Here is a 19,096-nt window from a genome sequence, read left to right as displayed (position 1 = left end):
GCCGTGCAGCCTACGTGGCCGGGGAACCCGCGTGGCTGGGCTCGGGCTGCTCCGGGACGGGCGGGCCGGGCTCCGGCGTACGGTCCGCGCGGGAGAACAGCCGGTCCCGCGCGGCTTCCGCCCAGCCGCCCAGACAGCGCAGGAACGTCGTCGGCAGGAACACCGCGTCCGCCGCGATCATCGCCAGCGAGAAGAACGGCAGCCCGAGGACCACGGCGATCACCACATGCTCGGTGATCATGACGGCGAGCAGCACGTTCTTCAGCCGCCGGTGCAGCAGCGTGAACGGGAAGGCCACCTGCACCAGGACCGTCCCGTACGTCACCAGCATCACCATGGTGCCGCTGGCGGCCAGCGCGTCGGCGAGGGCGGGCCAGGGGGAGAAGTAGTCCAGGTGGAGTGGGTAGTAGACGGCGGTGCCGTCCTGCCAGCGGGAGCCCTGGATCTTGTACCAGCCGGCCGTGGCGTAGATCAGACACGCCTCGGCCATGATCACCAGCAGGGCGCCGTTGTGCAGGATGTTGGCGACCACGTCGAGCAGGATCCGCGGCTGCGCGGTCCGCGCGTAGCGGCCGACCAGCCACCACAGGGCCTGTGCCAGCAGGCAGCCCCACAGCAGCGAGGGCACCATCGGGTCGCCGTCGACGCGGCCCAGCGCGGTGGCCGCGGCCAGCGCCAGCCCCAGTACGGCCCACAGCGCGGGCCCGGTCCGGTCCGGGAACGCCTCCCCGCGCGCGTGGGCCTCCTCGGCGCGTCGGGCCCGGCGCGCGTCCAGCGACCAGACCCGGCCGCAGCGCGTGAAGACCAGGTAGATGCACATGAGGTGCACGACGTTGTCGCCGCCGTCCCCCATGAAGACGCTGCGGTTCTGCAGCGACAGCACGCCCACCATGAACAGCACGGACGTGGTCCGGGTCCGCCAGCCCAGCATCAGCAGCAGGGCGGCCAGGACGGCGAAGCCGTAGACGATCTCGAACCAGACCCGCCCGCCGGACCACATCAGCAGCGTGAAGGCGCCGTTCTGCCCGATCAGCTCGTCGGCGAGACGCCAGCTCCACGGCCCGTCGGGGCCGTACAGCTCCGCGCGGTGCGGGAATTCACGCAGCAGGAACAGCAGCCAGGTCGCGGCGAAGCCGATACGGATCACGGCGGTCTGGTACGGGCCGAGGGCGGACTCGGTGACGCGGGCGATGGCGCCGGAGAGCCCGAGGGCGAAGCGATTCACCCGGCACCTCCCCGGGACTCGTCCGCCGGCACCGTCCACCAGGACAGCTCCCGGTAGACCGGCTTCAGCGAGATCCGCTCGTCACTCCACTTCGGCGGGCGCACGGGCGTGGTGCGGGAGCGGACCTGCACGCGCTCTATCTCGCCGCCCGGCCCGGCCGCCTCCGCGCGGTGCAGACGCAGCACGACGATCCGGCGCAGATACGTCTCGGCGAGCGCGCCGCGCGGGGCGGTGGCCTGGTTCCCGCCGCCGTGCGTGGCGGTGTAGAAGTCCCACGCGCGGCGCAGTTCGTTCTGCTGGGTGTGGCTGGGCAGCAGATTGCCGTCGATGGCCCGGCCGTCCTCGGCGGACAGGTCGTACCAGCCGGTGGTGCGGGTGGCACCGTCCGCCGTGCGGACCTGGGCGCGGACCTGGACGGCGATGTTCTGCTGGAGCGGGTTCGGCGCGAACAGCTTCCAGTTCTGCTCGAACTCCGGATAGATCCAGTCGTCGATCGCCTCGCCGTGCGCCTTGGTCACCGTGTTCGACGGCGCGACGTGCAGGAACACCATCCCCAGGTGCACACAGACGGTCGCCGCGACGACGGCGAGCGCCAGAGCGACGGCGATCTGGTAGCGCAGGGAGAGCGCGGCGACGCCGGTACGCGGGGCACCCGGGCCGGCGCCGTCCGGGTCGGCGGGCGGAACGGCTTCGGGGGGAGGAGGGGGCGGCGGGCTGGGACTGGGGCTCGTGCTCCGCGCGTCGTGGGGGCTGGGGGAGGAGCCGCCCTCCGGCCGGAGGTGATCGGCCGAGCGGGCCTCTCGGACCGAGTCAGCCGAGTCACCGGAGTCGGCCGTGCCGGCCACCTCGGCCCCGTCGCCCCGTCCGACCGGAACAACCGCGCCTTCCTCGTACGCGTCCCTTGCGCCGCCCTGCGCGTCCATTCCGCCCCGTTTCCCGATTCCGGTCCGTCTTCTCCGCCCGCCTGTCCGCGAAGCCTCGTATCCGCTGTGGCGCCGGGCGGCGAGGTGCCTCGCGGTGTCGTCGCCGAGCCGTCACCGCCCCGCGCACACCGCGCCCGCGGCGCCCGCAGGCGAACGCTACTCAGCGGCGCCCGCCGGGCACAGCCCCCTTCGGCCGGCCGCATCCGTCGTCCACAGCCACCGCCGCAGGTTATCCACAGCGGTTGACACCATACGGCGCCCGTCTCACCATGGAAGCGCACGAACCGAACGATCGGTCGGGAGCTTGCTCCTCGCGGAGCCCAGGTCGAGGGGGACCTCATGGCGACAGCAGCCGCGCAGCACACGGCCCGCGGTCAGGCGTACGGCACACGGGACACCGCCGAAGACACCGGCGACACCGCCGCGTACCAGCGCGTCTTCGACGCCGCGGTGGCAGCCGACGAGCGCATCGAGCCGCGCGACTGGATGCCCGACGCCTACCGCGCGACGCTCGTCCGGCAGATCGCGCAGCACGCCCACTCCGAGATCATCGGCATGCAGCCGGAGGCGAACTGGATCACCCGCGCGCCCTCGCTGCGCCGCAAGGCCATCCTGATGGCCAAGGTCCAGGACGAAGCGGGCCACGGCCTGTATCTCTACAGCGCGGCCGAAACCCTCGGCACCAGCCGCGACGAACTGCTGGACAAGCTCCACGCGGGCCGCCAGAAGTACTCGTCGATCTTCAACTACCCCACCCTGACCTGGGCCGACGTCGGCGCCATCGGCTGGCTGGTGGACGGCGCGGCCATCACCAACCAGGTCCCCCTGTGCCGCTGCTCCTACGGCCCGTACGCGCGCGCCATGGTCCGCATCTGCAAGGAGGAGTCCTTCCACCAGCGCCAGGGATACGAACTGCTGCTGGCACTCAGCCGCGGCACCCCCGAACAGCACGAGATGGCCCAGGACGCGGTGAACCGCTGGTGGTGGCCGTCCCTGATGATGTTCGGCCCACCCGACGACGAGTCACAGCACTCGGCCCAGTCCATGGCCTGGAAGATCAAGCGGCACTCCAACGACGAGCTGCGCCAGCGCTTCGTCGACATCTGCGTCCCGCAGGCCGAGTCCCTGGGCCTCACCCTCCCCGACCCGGACCTGCGGTGGAACGAGGAGCGGGGGCACTACGACTTCGGCCCGATCGACTGGACCGAGTTCTGGGAGGTCCTCAAGGGCAACGGGCCGTGCAACGAACAGCGCCTGACCCAGCGCAGGCGCGCCCACGAAGAGGGCGCCTGGGTCCGCGAGGCAGCCGCGGCGTACGCGGCCAAGCACACCGCCGAGCGCGAGGAGGCGCGGGCATGACCACCACCGACTGGCCCCTGTGGGAAGTCTTCGTGCGCTCGCGCCGGGGCCTGTCCCACACCCACGCCGGCAGCCTGCACGCACCGGACGCGGAACTGGCCCTGCGCAACGCCCGCGACCTCTACACCCGGCGCGGCGAAGGCGTCTCCATCTGGGTCGTGCCGTCCGCGGCGATCACCGCGTCCTCACCCGACGAGAAGGACCCGTTCTTCGACCCGGCCGCCGACAAACCGTACCGGCACCCGACGTTCTACGAGATCCCGGAGGGGGTGCAGCACCTGTGACGACCAGCACGGTCCCCACGACGGCCGCCCTCGCCCTCGGCGACGACGCCCTGGTCCTCTCCCACCGGCTCAGCGAATGGGCCGGCCACGCCCCCGTCCTCGAGGAGGAAGTCGCCCTCGCCAACATCGCCCTCGACCTGCTCGGCCAGGCCCGCGTACTGCTGTCGATGGTTGGCGACGAGGACGAACTCGCGTACCTGCGCGAGGAACGCGCCTTCCGCAACCTCCAGCTGGTGGAACAACCCAACGGCGACTTCGCGCACACCATCGCCCGCCAGCTGTACTTCTCGACGTACCAGCATCTGCTCTACGACCGCCTGGCCGCAGGCGACGGCCCGTTCGCCGGACTCGCCGCCAAGGCCGTCAAGGAAGTCGCCTACCACCGCGACCACGCCGAACAGTGGACCCTGCGCCTCGGCGACGGCACGAAGGAGAGCCACGCCCGCATGCAGCGGGCCTGCGACGCCCTGTGGCGGTTCACCGGCGAGATGTTCCGCCCCGTGGACGGCCTCGACGTGGACGGGACGGCGCTGGACGCGGCCTGGCTGGAGTCCGTCGGCGAGGTACTGCGCCAGGCCACCCTGACCGTGCCCGAAGGCCCCCGCACCGGCGCCTGGTCGGCCGGCGCGGGCCGGGAAGGGATCCACACCGAACCCTTCGGGCGGATGCTCGCCGAGATGCAGCACCTGCACCGCAGCCACCCGGGGGCGTCATGGTGACGATCACCCCGCTGGAAGCGGAACTGCTGGAACTCGCCGGCTCGGTCCCCGACCCCGAACTACCCGTGCTCACCCTGCGCGAACTGGGCGTCCTGCGCGCGGTGCACGTCCACGACGCCGACACCGTCGAGGTCGAACTGACCCCCACATACACCGGCTGCCCCGCCCTGGAGACCATGTCGCTCGACATAGAGCGGGTGCTCCACGAGCACGGCATACGCGACGTCACCGTCCGCACCGTGCTCACACCCGCCTGGACCACGGACGACATCACCGACGAAGGCCGCCGCAAACTGCGCGAGTTCGGCATCGCCCCGCCCCGCGCCCACCGCTCCCGCGGACCGGTCCCCGTCACCCTGGGCCCCACCCGCGCCCGCCCGGCCGAGACGGACAACGACCCCGTCCGCTGCCCGCACTGCGGCTCCGCCGACACCGAACTGCTCAGCCGCTTCTCCTCCACCGCCTGCAAGGCGCTGCGCCGCTGCCTCGCCTGCCGTGAACCGTTCGACCACTTCAAGGAGTTGTGATGGCCCGCTTCCACACACTCCGGGTGACCGCGGTCGACCGGCTCACCGACGACGCCGTGGCCCTCACCCTCGCCGTCCCCCCGGAACTGCGCGACGAGTACCGGCACGCCCCCGGCCAGCACCTGGCGCTACGCCGCACCGTGGACGGTACGGAGATCCGGCGCACCTACTCGATCTGCTCCCCCGCACCCGACGCCGACGGCCCCCGCGAACTGCGCGTCGGGGTGCGGATGGTCGAGGGCGGCGCGTTCTCGACGTACGCGCTGAAGGAGATCAACATCGGGGACGAGCTGGAGGTCATGACCCCCGCCGGCCGCTTCACCCTGTACCCCGCGCCCGGCCTGTACGCGGCGATCGTCGGCGGCAGCGGCATCACCCCGGTGCTGTCGATCGTCTCCACACTGCTCGCCCGCGAGCCCGACGCCCGCTTCTGCCTGATCCGCAGCGACCGGACGACCGCCTCGACGATGTTCCTTGAAGAAGTCGCCGACCTGAAGGACCGCTACCCCGAGCGGCTGCAACTGGTCACGGTGCTCTCCCGCGAGGAGCAGCAGGCGGGCCTGCCCTCCGGACGACTCGACCGGGAACGCCTCACCGGCCTGCTGCCCGCGCTGCTGCCGGTGGCGGAGGTCGCCGGATGGTTCCTGTGCGGGCCGTTCGGCCTCGTCCAGGGCGCGGAGCGAGCCCTGCGCGACCTCCAGGTGCCGCGCGCCCGGATCCACGAGGAGATCTTCCACGTCGACGCCGGCGCGAGCACCGCCCCGCCGCGATCCGCCCCCACGCACAGCACGGTCACGGCCCGGCTCGACGGCCGCGGCGGCACCTGGCCCGTACAGGACGGCGAGTCCCTGCTGGACACGGTGCTGCGCAACCGGCCCGACGCGCCGTACGCCTGCAAGGGCGGGGTCTGCGGAACCTGCCGGGCCTTCCTCGTCTCCGGCGAGGTACGCATGGACCGCAACTACGCGCTGGAGGCGGAGGAAACGGAAGCCGGATACGTGCTGGCCTGCCAGTCCCATCCGGTGACGGAACGGGTGGAGCTGGACTTCGACCGCTGAGCCGTTCCGTTTCCTCAGACACCCGCGGGCCGGGCGCCCGCTCGGCTGAGGCACACGCGCGCCGGGCGCCCCTCGGTCCAGGCACCCGCGCCCGGCAGCTCCCCTGCGGCGCGGGGGACACCCGGCCGAAGGCCGAGCGGAAACGCCTCGGCTACAGCACGTAGCCCGGCTGTCCCTCGTCGTTCACGACGGGACGGCCCGCCGCCTCCCACGCCTGCATGCCGCCGTCGACGTTCACGGCGTCGACGCCCTGCTGGGCGAGGTACATGGTGACCTGGGCCGAGCGGCCGCCGGAGCGGCAGATGACGTTCACGCGGCCGTCCTGCGGCGCCGCCTCGGTCAGCTCGCCGTAGCGCGCCACGAACTCACTGATGGGGATGTGCAGCGCTCCCTCGGCGTGACCCGCCTGCCACTCGTCGTCCTCACGGACGTCCAGCAGGAAGTCGTCGTCCTTCAGGTCGGTGACCTGCACCGTGGGCACCCCAGCTCCGAAATTCATGCTCCCGACGCTACCGGAACAGCGCCGCGGACCACGCGGGCCGGCCCACACCGATCCGGCCGCCGGCTCAGCGCCGCGCCCGCAGTGCCGCCAGCTCGGACTCCCGCTGGGCGACCTCCGCCAGCAGCTGCTCGGCGATCTCGTCGAGCAGCCGGTCGGGGTCGTCCGGCGCGAGCCGCAGCATGGCGCCGATCGCACTCTCCTCCAGCTCCCGCGCGACCACCGTGAGCAGCTCCTTGCGCCGGGCCAGCCAGTCCAACCGGGCGTACAGCTCCTCGCTGCGGCTCGGCAACTGCTCCTTCGGCACCGGACCGGCCGCCCACTCCTCGGCCAGCTCCTTCAGCAGCGCCTCGTCACCACGGGCGTAGGCGGCGTTCACGCGCGTGATGAACTCCTCGCGCCGCGCCCGTTCGCCCTCCTCCTGCGCCAGGTCGGGGTGGGCCTTGCGGGCCAGCTCGCGGTAGAGCCGACGGGCCTCCTCGCTGGGGCGCACCCGCTGCGGGGGCCGCACCGGCTGGTCCGTGAGCATGGCGGCGGCCTCGGGGAACAGCCCGTGGCCGTCCATCCACCCGTGGAACAGCTCCTCCACGGACGGCATCGGCATCACCCGTGCGCGCAGCTCCTGTGCCCTGCGCAAATCCTCGGGATCGCCGCTCAGCGCGGCCCTGGCCTCGGCTATCTCCGCGTCCAGCTCTTCCAGGCGGGCGTACATCGGGCCGAGCCGCTGATGGTGCAGCCGGGAGAAGTTCTCCACCTCGACGCGGAACGTCTCCACCGCGATCTCGAACTCGATCAGCGCCTGCTCGGCCGCCCGCACGGCCCTCTCCAGCCGCTCCTCGGGCCGGGCCTGCGCACCATCGGCCGACACGGACTGGGGCTGCTCAGCTTCCGGGGTGGTCACCCGACCAGCGTAGGCCAACACCACCACCCCTCCATCCCGTCCCTGGGGGGGCTCCCCCTCCCTCCCCTCCCCCCTCCCTCCCACCCCTCCCGCCGATTACCTCCCACCGTCTCCCATAGGCCTCAAGCCTCACCACCCAACCGACATCACACCCCCACCTCCGCCGCGACCCTCCCCGCTCGCACCGCGGCCACCAGCTCCGCGTGGTCCGCCTCCGTGCGGTCGGCGTAGGTGACCGCGAACGCGGCCATCGCCTCGTCCAGCTCCTCGTTCTTGCCGCAGTACCCGGCGATCAGGCGCGGGTCGGCGCTGTGGGAGTGGGCGCGGGCCAGCAGGGCGCCGGTCATGCGGGCGTAGTCGTCGATCTGGTCGGCGGCTAGGGCGGCGGGATCCACGCTGCCCTTGCGGTTGCGGAACTGGCGGACCTGGAAGGGCCGGCCGTCGACCGTCGTCCAGCCCAGCAGGATGTCGCTGACGACCTGCATCCGCTTCTGGCCGAGGACGACCCGCCGCCCCTCGTGATCCACCGCGGGGGCCTCGAATCCGGCCGTCGGCAGATACGGCAGCAGCGCCGAAGCCCGGGCCTCCTTCACCTGGAGCACCAGTGGCTCCCCGCGGTGGTCCAGGAGCAGGACGACATACGAGCGCGTGCCGACACTCCCCGTGCCGACCACGCGGAACGCCACGTCGTGCACGGCGTACCGGGCGAGCAGCGGCAGCCGGTCCTCGGACAGGGTGGCCGTGTACTCCTCCAGCGCCGCCGCGACCACCGCGGCCTCCGCGTCCGGCACTCGGCGCAGCACGGGCGGCGCGTCCACGAACCGGCGCCCGCCGTCCTCGGTCGGCTCCGTCGACTTCGCCGCGAACCGTCCGCTGGTGTTGGCCCGTGCCTTCTCCGAGACCCGCTCCAGGGTGCCGAGCAGATCGTGGGCGTCGGTGTGGGAGACGAGTTCCTCGTCCGCGATGGCGTTCCACGCGTCCAGTACCGGCAGTTTCGCCAGCAGCCGCATGGTGCGGCGGTAGGCGCCCACGGCGTCATGGGCCGCCGCGCGGCATATGTCCTCGTCGGCGCCCGCTTCCCGGCCGGCCAGCACCAGGGAGGCGGCCAGCCGCTTGAGGTCCCACTCCCAGGGGCCGTGCACCGTCTCGTCGAAGTCGTTGAGGTCGATGACCAGGCCGCCGCGCGCGTCACCGTAGAGACCGAAGTTGGCCGCGTGGGCGTCGCCGCATATCTGGGCGCCGATCCCGGTGACGGGAGTGTGCGCGAGGTCGTACGCCATGAGTCCGGCCGTGCCGCGCAGGAAGGCGAACGGTGTGGCCGCCATCCGGCCGACCCTGAGTGGCGCCAGCTCGGGTATGCGGTCGCGGCTGGACTCCTCGACCGCGGTCACCGCGTCCGGGCGGGAGGCGTCCAACGCGAGCAGCGCGTGCGCCCGCCGCGGCACCCGCTCCCGCAGCGCCTTGCCCTCCTCCTTGGGCGACCCTTGCGTGGGCCACTCGGCGAATCCCCGCACCCGGGGCAGCCTCCGCCCGGCACCGCGTCCGCCCTGCTCAGCCCCGTCCTTGCCCCGCTCAGCCACCTCGGTCATACCGACCGCCTCCCCGTCCTCACGGCACCCGCCCCTGCATCGGTTCGTGCCGACCGTACAACCGCCCGAGGACCCCGCGTCAGCCCCTGTGGACGACCGCGCAGCTGTGGACAACCCACCCACCCCATCCGGGGACGAGCCGCTGCCCGCTCCCCCGGGAAACCACGCCGCACGCCCCGCGTCGTCGCCCCGCTGCACGCCACCCCACGACCTGCACGACGCCACACGGCGCCCCGGGACCCGCCCCACCGCGACCTGAGACATCGATCACACCGCCCCGCCGGTGAGACCCTCGATATGACTGATGTGACCCTGAACACGCAAAAGCCCCGCAGGTCCGAGACCTGCGGGGCTTCCAGCTGTGCGCGAGGGGGGAGTTGAACCCCCACGCCCTTGCGGGCACTGGAACCTGAATCCAGCGCGTCTGCCTATTCCGCCACCCGCGCATTGGGTGTGTCCTCCGGCTCCGTTCCTTTCGGCCCGGCGCCTTTCGACACGCAGAACATTAGCACGCTGTCCGGGGTGGATTCACATCCGTTCCCGGCACCCCCTGTCCACCCCGTCCTCACCCCGTTTCCGCCCCTGGCCGCGTCGTACTCCGGCCCCGGGCCGTGGCCGTCACGTATCAACCTCGTACCGGTCCCGGCCGTCTGCCCAGGTGCCGGGCGGAGTCCACAGTCCGGTGCGGGACACTTGTTTGCGACCCCCTCTACGATCCTTGCCAGGAGTTCGAAGGGGGCTCCGAAGGGAACCTCGCAGGCATCGGCGCCCGTTCGACACTCGTCGGCACCGCCGACCACGCTGACAGGGGGAACCAGCCGATTCACGGGCGCGTGGATACGATCAGTAAGCAGTACCGGGTAAGCAGTACAACAGGGCAGTAGACAGAGCAGAAGGCACGGCAGCACGCACGGCGCGACGCACTGCGGAAACGCACTGCGACAACGCACGGCGAACGCACGGCGGCAACGCACGGCAGTACGCAGACGGCAACGACGGAGGAGGTGCCCCATGGGAGTCCTGAAGCGTTTCGAGCAGCGTCTCGAAGGTCTGGTCAACGGCACCTTCGCCAAGGTCTTCAAGTCCGAGGTGCAGCCCGTGGAGATCGCGGGCGCGCTGCAGCGCGAGTGCGACAACAACGCCACCATCTGGAACCGTGACCGGACCGTCGTCCCCAACGACTTCATCGTCGAGCTGAGCGCCCCGGACTTCGAGCGGCTGAGCCCGTACTCGGGGCAGCTCGGCGACGAGCTGGCCGGCATGGTCCGCGACTACGCCAAGCAGCAGCGCTACACCTTCATGGGCGCGATCAAGGTGCACCTGGAGAAGGCCGACGACCTCGACACCGGCCTGTACCGGGTGCGCAGCCGTACGCTCGCCTCCTCCAGCAGCCAGCAGCAGGCGCCCGCGTCCGCCCCGCCCGCCGGCCGCCCCGGCGGTTACGGCTACCCGCCGGCCGCCCCCGCGGGCGCGCCCCCCATGCCCGCCGCCCCGCCGCCCGGCGCCCGCCCGGGTGGCTACGGCTACCCGCCGGCCGCGGCCGGCCAGCGTCCTCCCGCCGCGCCGGTGGCCGGCGGACGCAACCGCTACTGGATCGAGATCAACGGCACCCGCCATCAGATCTCCCGCCCGACGCTCGTGCTGGGCCGCAGCACCGAAGCCGACGTGCGGATCGACGACCCCGGCGTGAGCCGCAGGCACTGCGAGATCCGGACCGGAACGCCCTCGACGATCCAGGATCTCGGCTCCACCAACGGCATCGTGGTGGACGGGCAGCACACCACCCGCGCTACGCTCCGCGACGGCTCGCGGATCGTCGTGGGCAGCACCACCGTTATCTATAGGCAAGCCGAAGGGTGATCCGGGGGCAATGTCAGAGCTGACCCTCACGGTCATGCGGCTGGGTTTCCTGGCCGTACTGTGGCTGTTCGTGATCGTGGCCGTGCAGGTCATCCGCAGCGACCTGTTCGGTACGCGCGTCACTCAGCGCGGACCCCGGCGGGAGGCTGCCGGACGTCCGCAGCAGGCCGCGCGCCAGGCGCCCCCGCAGCAGCGCCAGCAGCCCGCGGGCGGCCGGGCGCGCCGTAACGCTCCCACCAAGCTGGTCGTGACCGAGGGCACCCTCACGGGCACCACCGTCGCGCTGCAGGGCCAGACCATCACGCTGGGCCGGGCGCACGACAGCACGATCGTGCTGGACGACGACTACGCCTCCAGCAGGCACGCCAGGATCTACCCGGACCGGGACGGCCAGTGGATCGTCGAGGACCTCGGGTCGACCAACGGCACGTACCTCGACCGGACCCGCCTCACGACCCCCACGCCGATCCCGCTGGGTGCGCCGATCCGCATCGGCAAGACCGTCATCGAGCTGCGGAAGTAGTGCCACGTCATGAATGAGCGCGAGCGGAGCGAGCACGCAGCGGCGGTCCACACCCGGGGCCCCGGCGCGCTCCCGACCGGAGGGTGGGCAGTGTGGCTCGACACGATCGGCTGTACCCGGAGCCGACGGGCGAGGTGCGCATGAGTCTGTCACTGCGCTTCGCCGCCGGTTCGCACAAAGGCATGATCCGCGAGGGCAACGAGGACTCGGGTTACGCGGGTCCGCGGCTGCTCGCGATCGCCGACGGCATGGGCGGCGCCGCCGCCGGCGAGGTGGCCTCCTCGGAGGCGATCTCCACGATCGTCGCCCTCGACGACGACATCCCGGGCTCCGATGTGCTCACCTCGCTCGGCGCGGCCGTGCAGCGGGCCAACGAGCAGCTGCGGCAGATGGTCGAGGACGACCCGTCGCTGGAGGGCATGGGCACCACGCTCACCGCCCTGCTGTGGACCGGCCAGCGGCTCGGCCTGGTCCACGTCGGCGACTCCCGCGCCTATCTGCTGCGCGACGGCGTCCTCACCCAGATCACCCAGGACCACACGTGGGTGCAGCGGCTGGTCGACGAGGGCCGGATCACCGAGGAAGAGGCCACCACCCACCCGCAGCGCTCCCTGCTGATGCGCGCCCTCGGCAGCGGCGACCACGTGGAGCCCGACCTGTCGATCCGCGAGGTGCGGGCCGGCGACCGCTATCTGATCTGCTCCGACGGGCTGTCCGGGGTCGTCTCCCACCAGACGATGGAGGACACCCTCGCCAGCTACCAGGGCCCGCAGGAGACCGTGCAGGAGCTGATCCAGCTCGCGCTGCGCGGCGGCGGCCCCGACAACATCACGGTGATCGTCGCCGACGTCCTCGACCTGGACACCGGTGACACCCTCGCCGGGCAGCTGTCCGACACGCCGGTGGTGGTCGGCGCGGTCGCCGAGAACCAGCACCAGCTGTCCGACAACGGCATCATGCAGACCCCCGCCGGCCGCGCCTCCGGCCTCGGCCGCCAAGCGCCCGGGCAGGGCGGCGGCGGCGAGTTCGGCCCGCCCGGCTCCGGCGACGTCACCGGCTTCATCCCGACCGGCGGCTTCGGCGACTACGACGAGAGCGACTTCACCAAGCCCCGCAAGGGCCGCCGGTGGCTCAAACGCTCCTTCTACGGCGTCCTCGCGCTGGCCGTGGTCGGCGGCGGCCTCTACGGCGGCTACCGGTGGACGCAGACCCAGTACTACGTCGGCACCAACGGCGAGCACGTCGCCCTGTACCGCGGCATCAACCAGGACCTGGCGTGGGTGTCGCTGTCCGAGGTGGAGAAGGACCACCCGGAGATCGAACTCAAGTACCTGCCTCCCTACCAGCGGAAGCTGGTCGAGGCGACGATCGCCGAGGGCGACCTGAAGAACGCCCAGGCCAAGATCGACGAGCTGGCCGTGCAGGCCTCCGCGTGCCGCAAGCAGGCGGAGCGGCAAGCCGCGGAGGCCGCGGAACGCGAGAACAACGCGCGGACCGGTGAGGGCGAGGCCGGCGGCATCACGGGAACCACCCGCACCTCCGTCACGTCCAAGGCGTCGCCGAGCCCCTCGGTGTCCCCGACCCCGTCCGCGTCCGCGAGCCCGACCGCCACTCCCCAGCCCGGCCCCAGCCTCTCGGAGGAAGAGCAGAAGGTCGTCTCGATGTGCGGTAAGCAGTAGGCAAGCCGTGAGAGGCCCTGTCAGATCATGAGCAGTACTACGAACACGCCGACGCACCACACGTCCACGATCGGCTCCATCGGCACCCCGAGCCGCCGCAACACCGAGCTGGCACTGCTGGTGTTCGCGGTGGTCATCCCCGTTTTCGCGTACGCCAACGTGGGGCTCGCCATGGAAGGCTCGGTGCCTTCCGGCCTGCTCGGCTACGGCCTGGGCCTCGGCCTGCTCGCCGGCGTGGGTCATCTGGTCGTACGGAAGTTCGCGCCGTACGCGGACCCGCTGCTGCTGCCGCTGGCGACGCTGTTGAACGGCCTGGGTCTCGTGGTCATCTGGCGGCTGGACCAGTCGGAGCGGTTGCAGCAGCTGGCCGAGCGGCAGTACGGGGCGTTCAGCCCGTCCGCCCCGAACCAGCTGCTGTACTCAGCGGTCGGACTCGCGCTGTTCGTGGTGGTGCTGATCTTCCTCAAGGACCACCGCATCCTCCAGCGGTACACCTACATCTCGATGGTCGCCGCCCTGATTCTGCTGCTGCTGCCGCTGGTCCCAGGCGTCGGCGCCGACGTGTTCGGCGCGAAGATCTGGATCAGCGTCGCCGGTTTCTCCATCCAGCCGGGTGAGTTCGCGAAGATCATCATCGCGATCTTCTTCTCCGGCTACCTGATGGTGAAGCGGGACGCGCTGGCGCTGGCCAGCCGCCGGTTCATGGGCCTGTACCTGCCGCGCGGCCGTGACCTGGGGCCGATCATCACGATCTGGGCCGTCAGCCTGCTCATCCTCATCTTCGAGAACGACCTCGGCACCTCGCTGCTGTTCTTCGGCATGTTCGTGATCATGCTGTACGTCGCCACGGAGCGGACCAGCTGGATCGTGATCGGTCTGCTGATGTCCGCCGCCGGCGCCGTGGGCGTGGCCTCCTTCGCCAGTCACGTCCAGGCGCGTGTGGACGCCTGGCTGGACCCGTTCGGCTGCTACGAGACCTCCGGCGCCTGTGAGCAGATCGGCCAGTCGATCATGTCGTTCGGCTCCGGCGGAGTGCTGGGCACCGGTCTCGGTCAGGGCCACTCCGACCTGATCGGCTTCGCCGCCAACTCCGACTTCGTCTTCTCCACCTTCGGCGAGGAACTGGGCCTGGCCGGCGTCATGGCGATGCTGCTGCTCTACGCACTGATCATCGAGCGCGGCGTACGGACCTCGCTGGCCGCGCGCGACCCCTTCGGCAAGCTGTTCGCGATCGGCCTGTCCGGCGCGTTCGCGCTGCAGATCTTCGTCGTGGCCGGCGGTGTCATGGGCCTCATCCCGCTGACCGGTATGACGATGCCGTTCCTCGCGGCCGGCGGTTCCTCGGTGATCGCCAACTGGGCGCTCATCGGCATTCTGCTGCGCATCAGCGACACCGCGCGCCGCCCCGCCCCCACCCCCGCCTCCAACCCCGACGCCGAGATGACCCAGGTGGTCCGCCCGACATGAACAAGCCCCTGCGACGGATCGCGATCTTCTGTGGGCTCCTCGTCCTCGCCCTGCTCATCCGCGGCAACTGGCTTCAGTACGTCCAGGCCGAGGCGCTGCAGGACAACGAGCGCAACCGCCGTATCTCCATCGAGCGCTACGCGCAGCCGCGCGGCGACATCATCGTCGACGGCAAGCCGATCACCGGCTTCGCGGAGACGTCGGGCAGCGACTTCAAGTACAAGCGCACCTACAAGAACGGTCCCATGTGGGCGCCGGTGACCGGGTACGCCTCGCAGGCGTTCGGCGCGAACCAGCTCGAGAGCATCGAGGACGGCATCCTCACCGGCAACGACGACCGGCTGTTCTTCCGCAACACCCTGGACATGATCACGGGTGAGAAGAAGCAGGGCGGCAACGTCGTCACCACCCTGAACGCCGCCGCGCAGAAGGCCGCGTACGAGGGGCTGAAGGAGCGCGGCAAGGGTGCCGTCGCCGCCATCGAGCCGTCCACCGGCAAGATCCTGGCGCTGGCCTCCTACCCGTCGTACGACCCGTCGTCGTTCGCCGGGAACTCCACGGACAAGGACACCAAGGCCTGGCAGGCGCTGCAGAAGAAGAACAACCCCGACGACCCGATGCTCAACCGGGCCCTGCGTGAGACGTACCCGCCGGGCTCCACCTTCAAGGTCGTCACCGCGGCCGCCGCGCTGGAGAACGGGCTGTACCCGGACCCGGACCAGTCGACCAAGACGCCGCTGCCGTGGATCATGCCGGGCACCACCACCCCGCTGAAGAACGACGGCAACCACCCCTGCGAGAACGCCAGCCTGCGCGTCGCCCTCCAGTGGTCCTGCAACACGGTGTTCGGCAAGATCGGCTCCGACCTCGGCAACGACAAGATGCTGGAGAAGGCCAAGGACTTCGGCTTCACCTCCGAGCACTTCACCCCGGTCCGCGCCAACGCCTCGGTGTTCTCCGAGGACATGGCGCCCTCCGAGGTCGCGCTGTCGTCCATCGGTCAGTTCAACACCGCCGCGACCCCGCTGCAGATGGCCATGGTCGCCTCGGCGGTGGCCAACGACGGCCGGCTGATGAAGCCGTACATGGTCGACAAGCTCCAGGCGCCCAACCTCGACACCATCGAGCAGACCGACCCGGAGGAGCTGAGCCGCCCGCTGTCGGAGGAGAACGCCCAGATCCTCCAGTCGATGATGGAGACCGTCGTCGAGGAGGGCACCGGCACCACCGCGCGGATCCCCGGTGTCAAGGTCGGCGGCAAGACCGGTACCGCCCAGCACGGTGTCGACAACAGCGAGAAGCCGTACGCCTGGTTCATCTCCTACGCCAAGCTCAGCGACGGCAGCTCGCCGGTCGCCGTCGCCGTGGTGGTGGAGGACGAGGACGCCGACCGCGGTGACATCTCCGGTGGCGGCCTCGCGGCGCCCATCGCCAAGAACGTGATGGAGGCGGTCATCGGCAACCGGAAGTGACCCCGCTCACGTCCCCTTCACATCGGTGCACGTTGCGATACCGGTCCTGTATCGGGTGACGGGCTTGGCCAGGTCACAGAAAGCGAGCCGGGTACGGTAGGCCCGGACGGCAGCCTCCGGTCGTACGAGTGTTGCGATCGGGACCGACGGAGAGGGCTGGTAGGAAGCTATGGAAGAGCCGCGTCGCCTCGGCGGCCGGTACGAGCTGGGCCAGGTGCTCGGCCGCGGTGGCATGGCAGAGGTGTATCTCGCCCATGACACCCGCCTCGGCCGCACCGTGGCGGTGAAGACGCTGCGCGCGGACCTCGCGCGCGACCCGTCCTTCCAGGCCCGGTTCCGCCGGGAGGCCCAGTCGGCCGCCTCGCTCAACCATCCCGCGATCGTCGCGGTCTACGACACGGGCGAGGACTACATCGACGGGGTCTCGATCCCGTACATCGTGATGGAGTACGTCGACGGCTCCACGCTCCGTGAACTGCTGCACTCCGGCCGCAAGCTGCTGCCGGAGCGCGCCATGGAGATGACGATCGGCATCCTCCAAGGCCTGGAGTACGCCCACCGCAACGGCATCGTCCACCGCGACATCAAGCCGGCGAACGTCATGCTGACGCGGGGCGGCCAGGTCAAGGTGATGGACTTCGGCATCGCCCGCGCCATGGGCGACGCCGGGATGACGATGACGCAGACCGCGGCCGTGATCGGCACCGCCCAGTACCTCTCCCCGGAGCAGGCCAAGGGCGAGCAGGTCGACGCCCGCTCCGACCTGTACTCCACCGGCTGTCTGCTCTACGAGCTGCTGACGGTCCGTCCGCCGTTCGTCGGCGACTCCCCGGTCGCCGTCGCCTATCAGCACGTACGGGAAGAGGCCCAGCCGCCGTCGGTCTTCGACCCCGAGATCACGCCCGAGATGGACGCGATCGTGCTGAAGGCTCTGGTCAAGGACCCGAACTACCGCTACCAGTCGGCCGACGAGATGCGCGCCGACATCGAGGCCTGCCTCGACGGCGCGCCCGTGGCGGCCACCGCCGCGATGGGCTCCGTGGGCTACGGCGGCTACCCGGACGACCAGCCGACCACGGCCCTGCGCTCCACCGACGCCGGCGCGACGTCGATGATGCCGCCGATGAACCCGGACGACGGCTACGACGACCGTCCCGACCGGCGCCGCCAGAACCAGAAGAAGTCCAGCACGTCGACGATCCTGCTGGTCGTCGCGGCGGTCCTGGTCCTCGTCGGCGCGATTCTCATCGGCAAGTTCGCCTTCGGCAACGGCGGTGTCGGCAACGACAACGTGCCGGTGCCGAACTTCGTCGGGCTGACCGAGGAGAACGCGAAGAAGCGGGCCGTCAACTCCGACCTGAAGCTGACCTTCGAGTCGAAGCCCTGCGAGGGGCAGCCGAAGGGCAGGATCTGCGACCAGAACCCGGATCCGGAGACCGAGGTCAAGAAGAACTCCACGGTCGACCTGGTCGTTTCCACCGGCGCCCCCAAGGTCGCCGTCCCCAGCGTGATCGGCCTCAGCCTCGAAGAGGCCAAGGCCAAGCTGGAGGACGACAAGTACGGCTTCAAGGTGGAGACGGAGGCCAAGGAGTCCCCGGAGGAGCCCGGCACCGTCCTGGAGCAGGACCCGGTGACCGGCCAGGAGATCGAGAAGGGCTCTACGATCACCCTGACCATCGCCAAGGAAGAGGCGAAGGCCACCGTCCCGTCGGTCACGGGCCAGACCTGTGAGGCCGCCCAGCAGCAGATGACGGCCAACAACCTGACCGGCACCTGCACCGAGGTCCCGACCACGGACCCGAACCAGGACGGCACGGTCATCGACACCACTCCGGCGGCGGGCACCTCCGTCGACCCCGGCTCAACGGTGACGATCAAGGTCGGCAAGCTCCAGAAGCAGAAGACCAAGGTCCCGGACGTCCGCAACAAGACGGTCGCCCAGGCCAAGCAGGAGCTGGCCGGCGCCGGCTTCACCAACATCCAGTTCGCTGGCGGCAGCGACCAGAGCGACACCGCGCTGGTCATCGACCAGGACCCGGACGGCGGCAACGAGGTCGACAACCCGGGCCAGACGACGATCACCCTGACGACCGTGGGCTTCGGCGGAGGCAACAACAACGGCGGAGGCAACGGCAACGGAGGCGGCCTCTTCGGAGGCGGCGACGGCGACTGACCGGAGCGAGGAACGAAGGCCCGGCAGACGAAGGCCCGGCAGCCTGTGGGCTGCCGGGCCTTCTCTTTCGCTGCCACTGGGGTCAGCGGATCTCCTTCGGCGGAGTCCGCTCCGCGTCCACCTTCTCCACCCGGTCCAGTTCGCCCCAGACGATGTAGCGGTAGCGGCTGGTGTAGATCGGGGTGCAGGTGGTCAGGGTGATGTACTTGCCGGCCTTTTTGCGGCCTGACTCCTTGGGGACGGCTTCGAGGACCTTGACGTTGTACTTCGAGGTTTCGGGGAGCGCGGCGTAGACCTTGTAGACGTACCACTTGTCCTTCGTCTCGAAGACGATCGGGTCGCCCTTCTTCAGCTTGTGGATGTTGTGGAACTCCGCGCCGTGGCCGTCGCGGTGGGCGGCGAGGCTGAAGTTGCCGTTCTTGCCGCTCATCGGCAGGGTCGCCTTGACGGGGTCGGTGTAGTAGCCGGCGACGCCGTTGTTGAGGATCTCGGCCGAGGTGCCCTTCTTGACCAGGATCTCGTCCTTGTTCATGTCCGGGACGTGCAGGAAGCCGATGCCGTCCTTGGTGTCCAGGGCGCCGGGGCCGCCGCTGCCCTCGTGGGCCCAGGTGTCGCGGACCAGGTCGCCCTCCCGGTCCGCCTCGCGGTCGGCGAGGACGTTCGTCCACCACAGCGAGTAGACGACGAACAGGCCGAGGACCAGACCCGCCGTGATGAGGAGTTCGCCGAAGACGCTGACCACCATGGCGATCCTGCCGGGGCGGCGGCGCCGGGGCGCGGGCTGTGCGGACTCGGGCGCCGCGGTGTGCTCTTCGGTGTCGTCGGTGGTCGCTGCCAC

17 protein-coding genes and 1 tRNA gene are annotated in these 19,096 nt (G+C 70.7%); 11 read left to right on the top strand and 7 right to left on the bottom strand.

All coding sequences use genetic code 11. From position 1 onward, the window contains the following. Window positions 1-10: 10 nt before the first annotated feature. Together ACIG0D_RS18515 and ACIG0D_RS18510 are read right to left on the bottom strand one after the other, a co-directional pair. Entirely contained in the window at window positions 11-1,225 is a 1,215-nt protein-coding gene (locus ACIG0D_RS18515; RefSeq protein ID WP_399801748.1) for an HTTM domain-containing protein, read from the bottom strand. Beyond that, entirely contained in the window at window positions 1,222-2,148 is a 927-nt protein-coding gene (locus ACIG0D_RS18510) for a DUF5819 family protein (RefSeq protein WP_399801746.1), read from the bottom strand. Before ACIG0D_RS18510 ends, ACIG0D_RS18515 begins: the two co-directional genes overlap by 4 nt. Before the next feature lie 339 nt (window positions 2,149-2,487). Here ACIG0D_RS18510 and paaA point away from each other — a divergent pair, with 339 nt between their 5' ends. Genes paaA through ACIG0D_RS18485 form a run of 5 tightly spaced genes read left to right on the top strand, consistent with a single transcriptional unit; the run spans window position 2,488 to window position 6,095 of the window. After that, window positions 2,488-3,507, top strand: a complete 1,020-nt coding sequence (gene paaA, locus ACIG0D_RS18505) for a 1,2-phenylacetyl-CoA epoxidase subunit PaaA (RefSeq protein ID WP_399801744.1) — start codon at window positions 2,488-2,490, stop codon at window positions 3,505-3,507. After that, the gene (gene paaB, locus ACIG0D_RS18500) at window positions 3,504-3,791 is read left to right on the top strand and encodes a 1,2-phenylacetyl-CoA epoxidase subunit PaaB (protein ID WP_399801742.1); all 288 of its coding nucleotides are present in this window, start codon (window positions 3,504-3,506) and stop codon (window positions 3,789-3,791) included. Before paaA ends, paaB begins: the two co-directional genes overlap by 4 nt. Then, entirely contained in the window at window positions 3,788-4,510 is a 723-nt protein-coding gene (gene paaC / locus ACIG0D_RS18495; RefSeq protein ID WP_399801740.1) for a 1,2-phenylacetyl-CoA epoxidase subunit PaaC, read from the top strand. The genes paaB and paaC overlap by 4 nt, the downstream gene beginning before the upstream one ends. Then, window positions 4,504-5,037, top strand: a complete 534-nt coding sequence (paaD, locus tag ACIG0D_RS18490; RefSeq protein WP_399801737.1) for a 1,2-phenylacetyl-CoA epoxidase subunit PaaD — start codon at window positions 4,504-4,506, stop codon at window positions 5,035-5,037. Before paaC ends, paaD begins: the two co-directional genes overlap by 7 nt. Then, window positions 5,037-6,095 carry a 2Fe-2S iron-sulfur cluster-binding protein gene (locus ACIG0D_RS18485; protein WP_399801735.1) on the top strand — a complete coding sequence of 353 codons (1,059 nt, stop codon included), beginning with the start codon at window positions 5,037-5,039 and terminating at the stop codon, window positions 6,093-6,095. Before paaD ends, ACIG0D_RS18485 begins: the two co-directional genes overlap by 1 nt. Window positions 6,096-6,246: 151 nt before the next feature. On the opposite strand, the gene ACIG0D_RS18480 is transcribed toward ACIG0D_RS18485, so the two are convergent. The 4 genes from ACIG0D_RS18480 to ACIG0D_RS18465 all read right to left on the bottom strand — a co-directional run bounded on the left by ACIG0D_RS18480 (window position 6,247) and on the right by ACIG0D_RS18465 (window position 9,530). Further along, the gene (locus ACIG0D_RS18480; protein ID WP_399801987.1) at window positions 6,247-6,576 is read right to left on the bottom strand and encodes a rhodanese-like domain-containing protein; all 330 of its coding nucleotides are present in this window, start codon (window positions 6,574-6,576) and stop codon (window positions 6,247-6,249) included. An 85-nt stretch (window positions 6,577-6,661) separates the two neighbouring features. Further along, window positions 6,662-7,495 (bottom strand): hypothetical protein, encoded by an 834-nt coding sequence (locus ACIG0D_RS18475; protein WP_399801733.1) that lies wholly within the window; start codon window positions 7,493-7,495, stop codon window positions 6,662-6,664. Window positions 7,496-7,641: 146 nt separating this feature from the next. Continuing rightward, on the bottom strand, window positions 7,642-9,084 hold the full coding sequence (locus ACIG0D_RS18470) for a DUF2252 domain-containing protein (protein WP_399801731.1): 1,443 nt from the start codon (window positions 9,082-9,084) through the stop codon (window positions 7,642-7,644). 362 nt (window positions 9,085-9,446) lie between these two features. Continuing rightward, window positions 9,447-9,530, bottom strand: a tRNA-Leu gene (locus ACIG0D_RS18465). A 565-nt stretch (window positions 9,531-10,095) separates the two neighbouring features. On the opposite strand from ACIG0D_RS18465, the gene ACIG0D_RS18460 reads away from it, so the two are divergent. The 6 genes from ACIG0D_RS18460 to pknB all read left to right on the top strand — a co-directional run bounded on the left by ACIG0D_RS18460 (window position 10,096) and on the right by pknB (window position 18,258). Continuing rightward, a complete protein-coding gene (locus tag ACIG0D_RS18460; protein ID WP_399801729.1) occupies window positions 10,096-10,944 on the top strand; it encodes an FhaA domain-containing protein in 849 nt (282 codons plus the stop codon). Between the two features lie 10 nt (window positions 10,945-10,954). Further along, window positions 10,955-11,467 (top strand): FHA domain-containing protein, encoded by a 513-nt coding sequence (locus ACIG0D_RS18455; RefSeq protein ID WP_365756977.1) that lies wholly within the window; start codon window positions 10,955-10,957, stop codon window positions 11,465-11,467. A gap of 140 nt (window positions 11,468-11,607) precedes the next feature. Next, window positions 11,608-13,146: a Stp1/IreP family PP2C-type Ser/Thr phosphatase gene (locus ACIG0D_RS18450; RefSeq protein WP_399801725.1), complete on the top strand. Its 1,539-nt coding sequence runs from the start codon at window positions 11,608-11,610 to the stop codon at window positions 13,144-13,146. Between the two features lie 27 nt (window positions 13,147-13,173). Beyond that, window positions 13,174-14,613, top strand: a complete 1,440-nt coding sequence (locus ACIG0D_RS18445; RefSeq protein WP_399801722.1) for an FtsW/RodA/SpoVE family cell cycle protein — start codon at window positions 13,174-13,176, stop codon at window positions 14,611-14,613. Then, window positions 14,610-16,085: a peptidoglycan D,D-transpeptidase FtsI family protein gene (locus ACIG0D_RS18440; RefSeq protein WP_399801720.1), complete on the top strand. Its 1,476-nt coding sequence runs from the start codon at window positions 14,610-14,612 to the stop codon at window positions 16,083-16,085. The genes ACIG0D_RS18445 and ACIG0D_RS18440 overlap by 4 nt, the downstream gene beginning before the upstream one ends. A 169-nt stretch (window positions 16,086-16,254) precedes the next feature. Continuing rightward, window positions 16,255-18,258, top strand: a complete 2,004-nt coding sequence (gene pknB / locus ACIG0D_RS18435; RefSeq protein ID WP_399801717.1) for a Stk1 family PASTA domain-containing Ser/Thr kinase — start codon at window positions 16,255-16,257, stop codon at window positions 18,256-18,258. A gap of 82 nt (window positions 18,259-18,340) precedes the next feature. Here pknB and ACIG0D_RS18430 read toward each other — a convergent pair whose 3' ends face one another. Next, window positions 18,341-19,096 (bottom strand): class E sortase, encoded by a 756-nt coding sequence (locus ACIG0D_RS18430; RefSeq protein WP_399801713.1) that lies wholly within the window; start codon window positions 19,094-19,096, stop codon window positions 18,341-18,343.

It is taken from the genome of Streptomyces sp. NPDC052773 (assembly GCF_044547145.1).
GTDB lineage: Bacteria > Actinomycetota > Actinomycetes > Streptomycetales > Streptomycetaceae > Streptomyces.
This window is presented reverse-complemented; position numbering and strand designations above follow the sequence as displayed.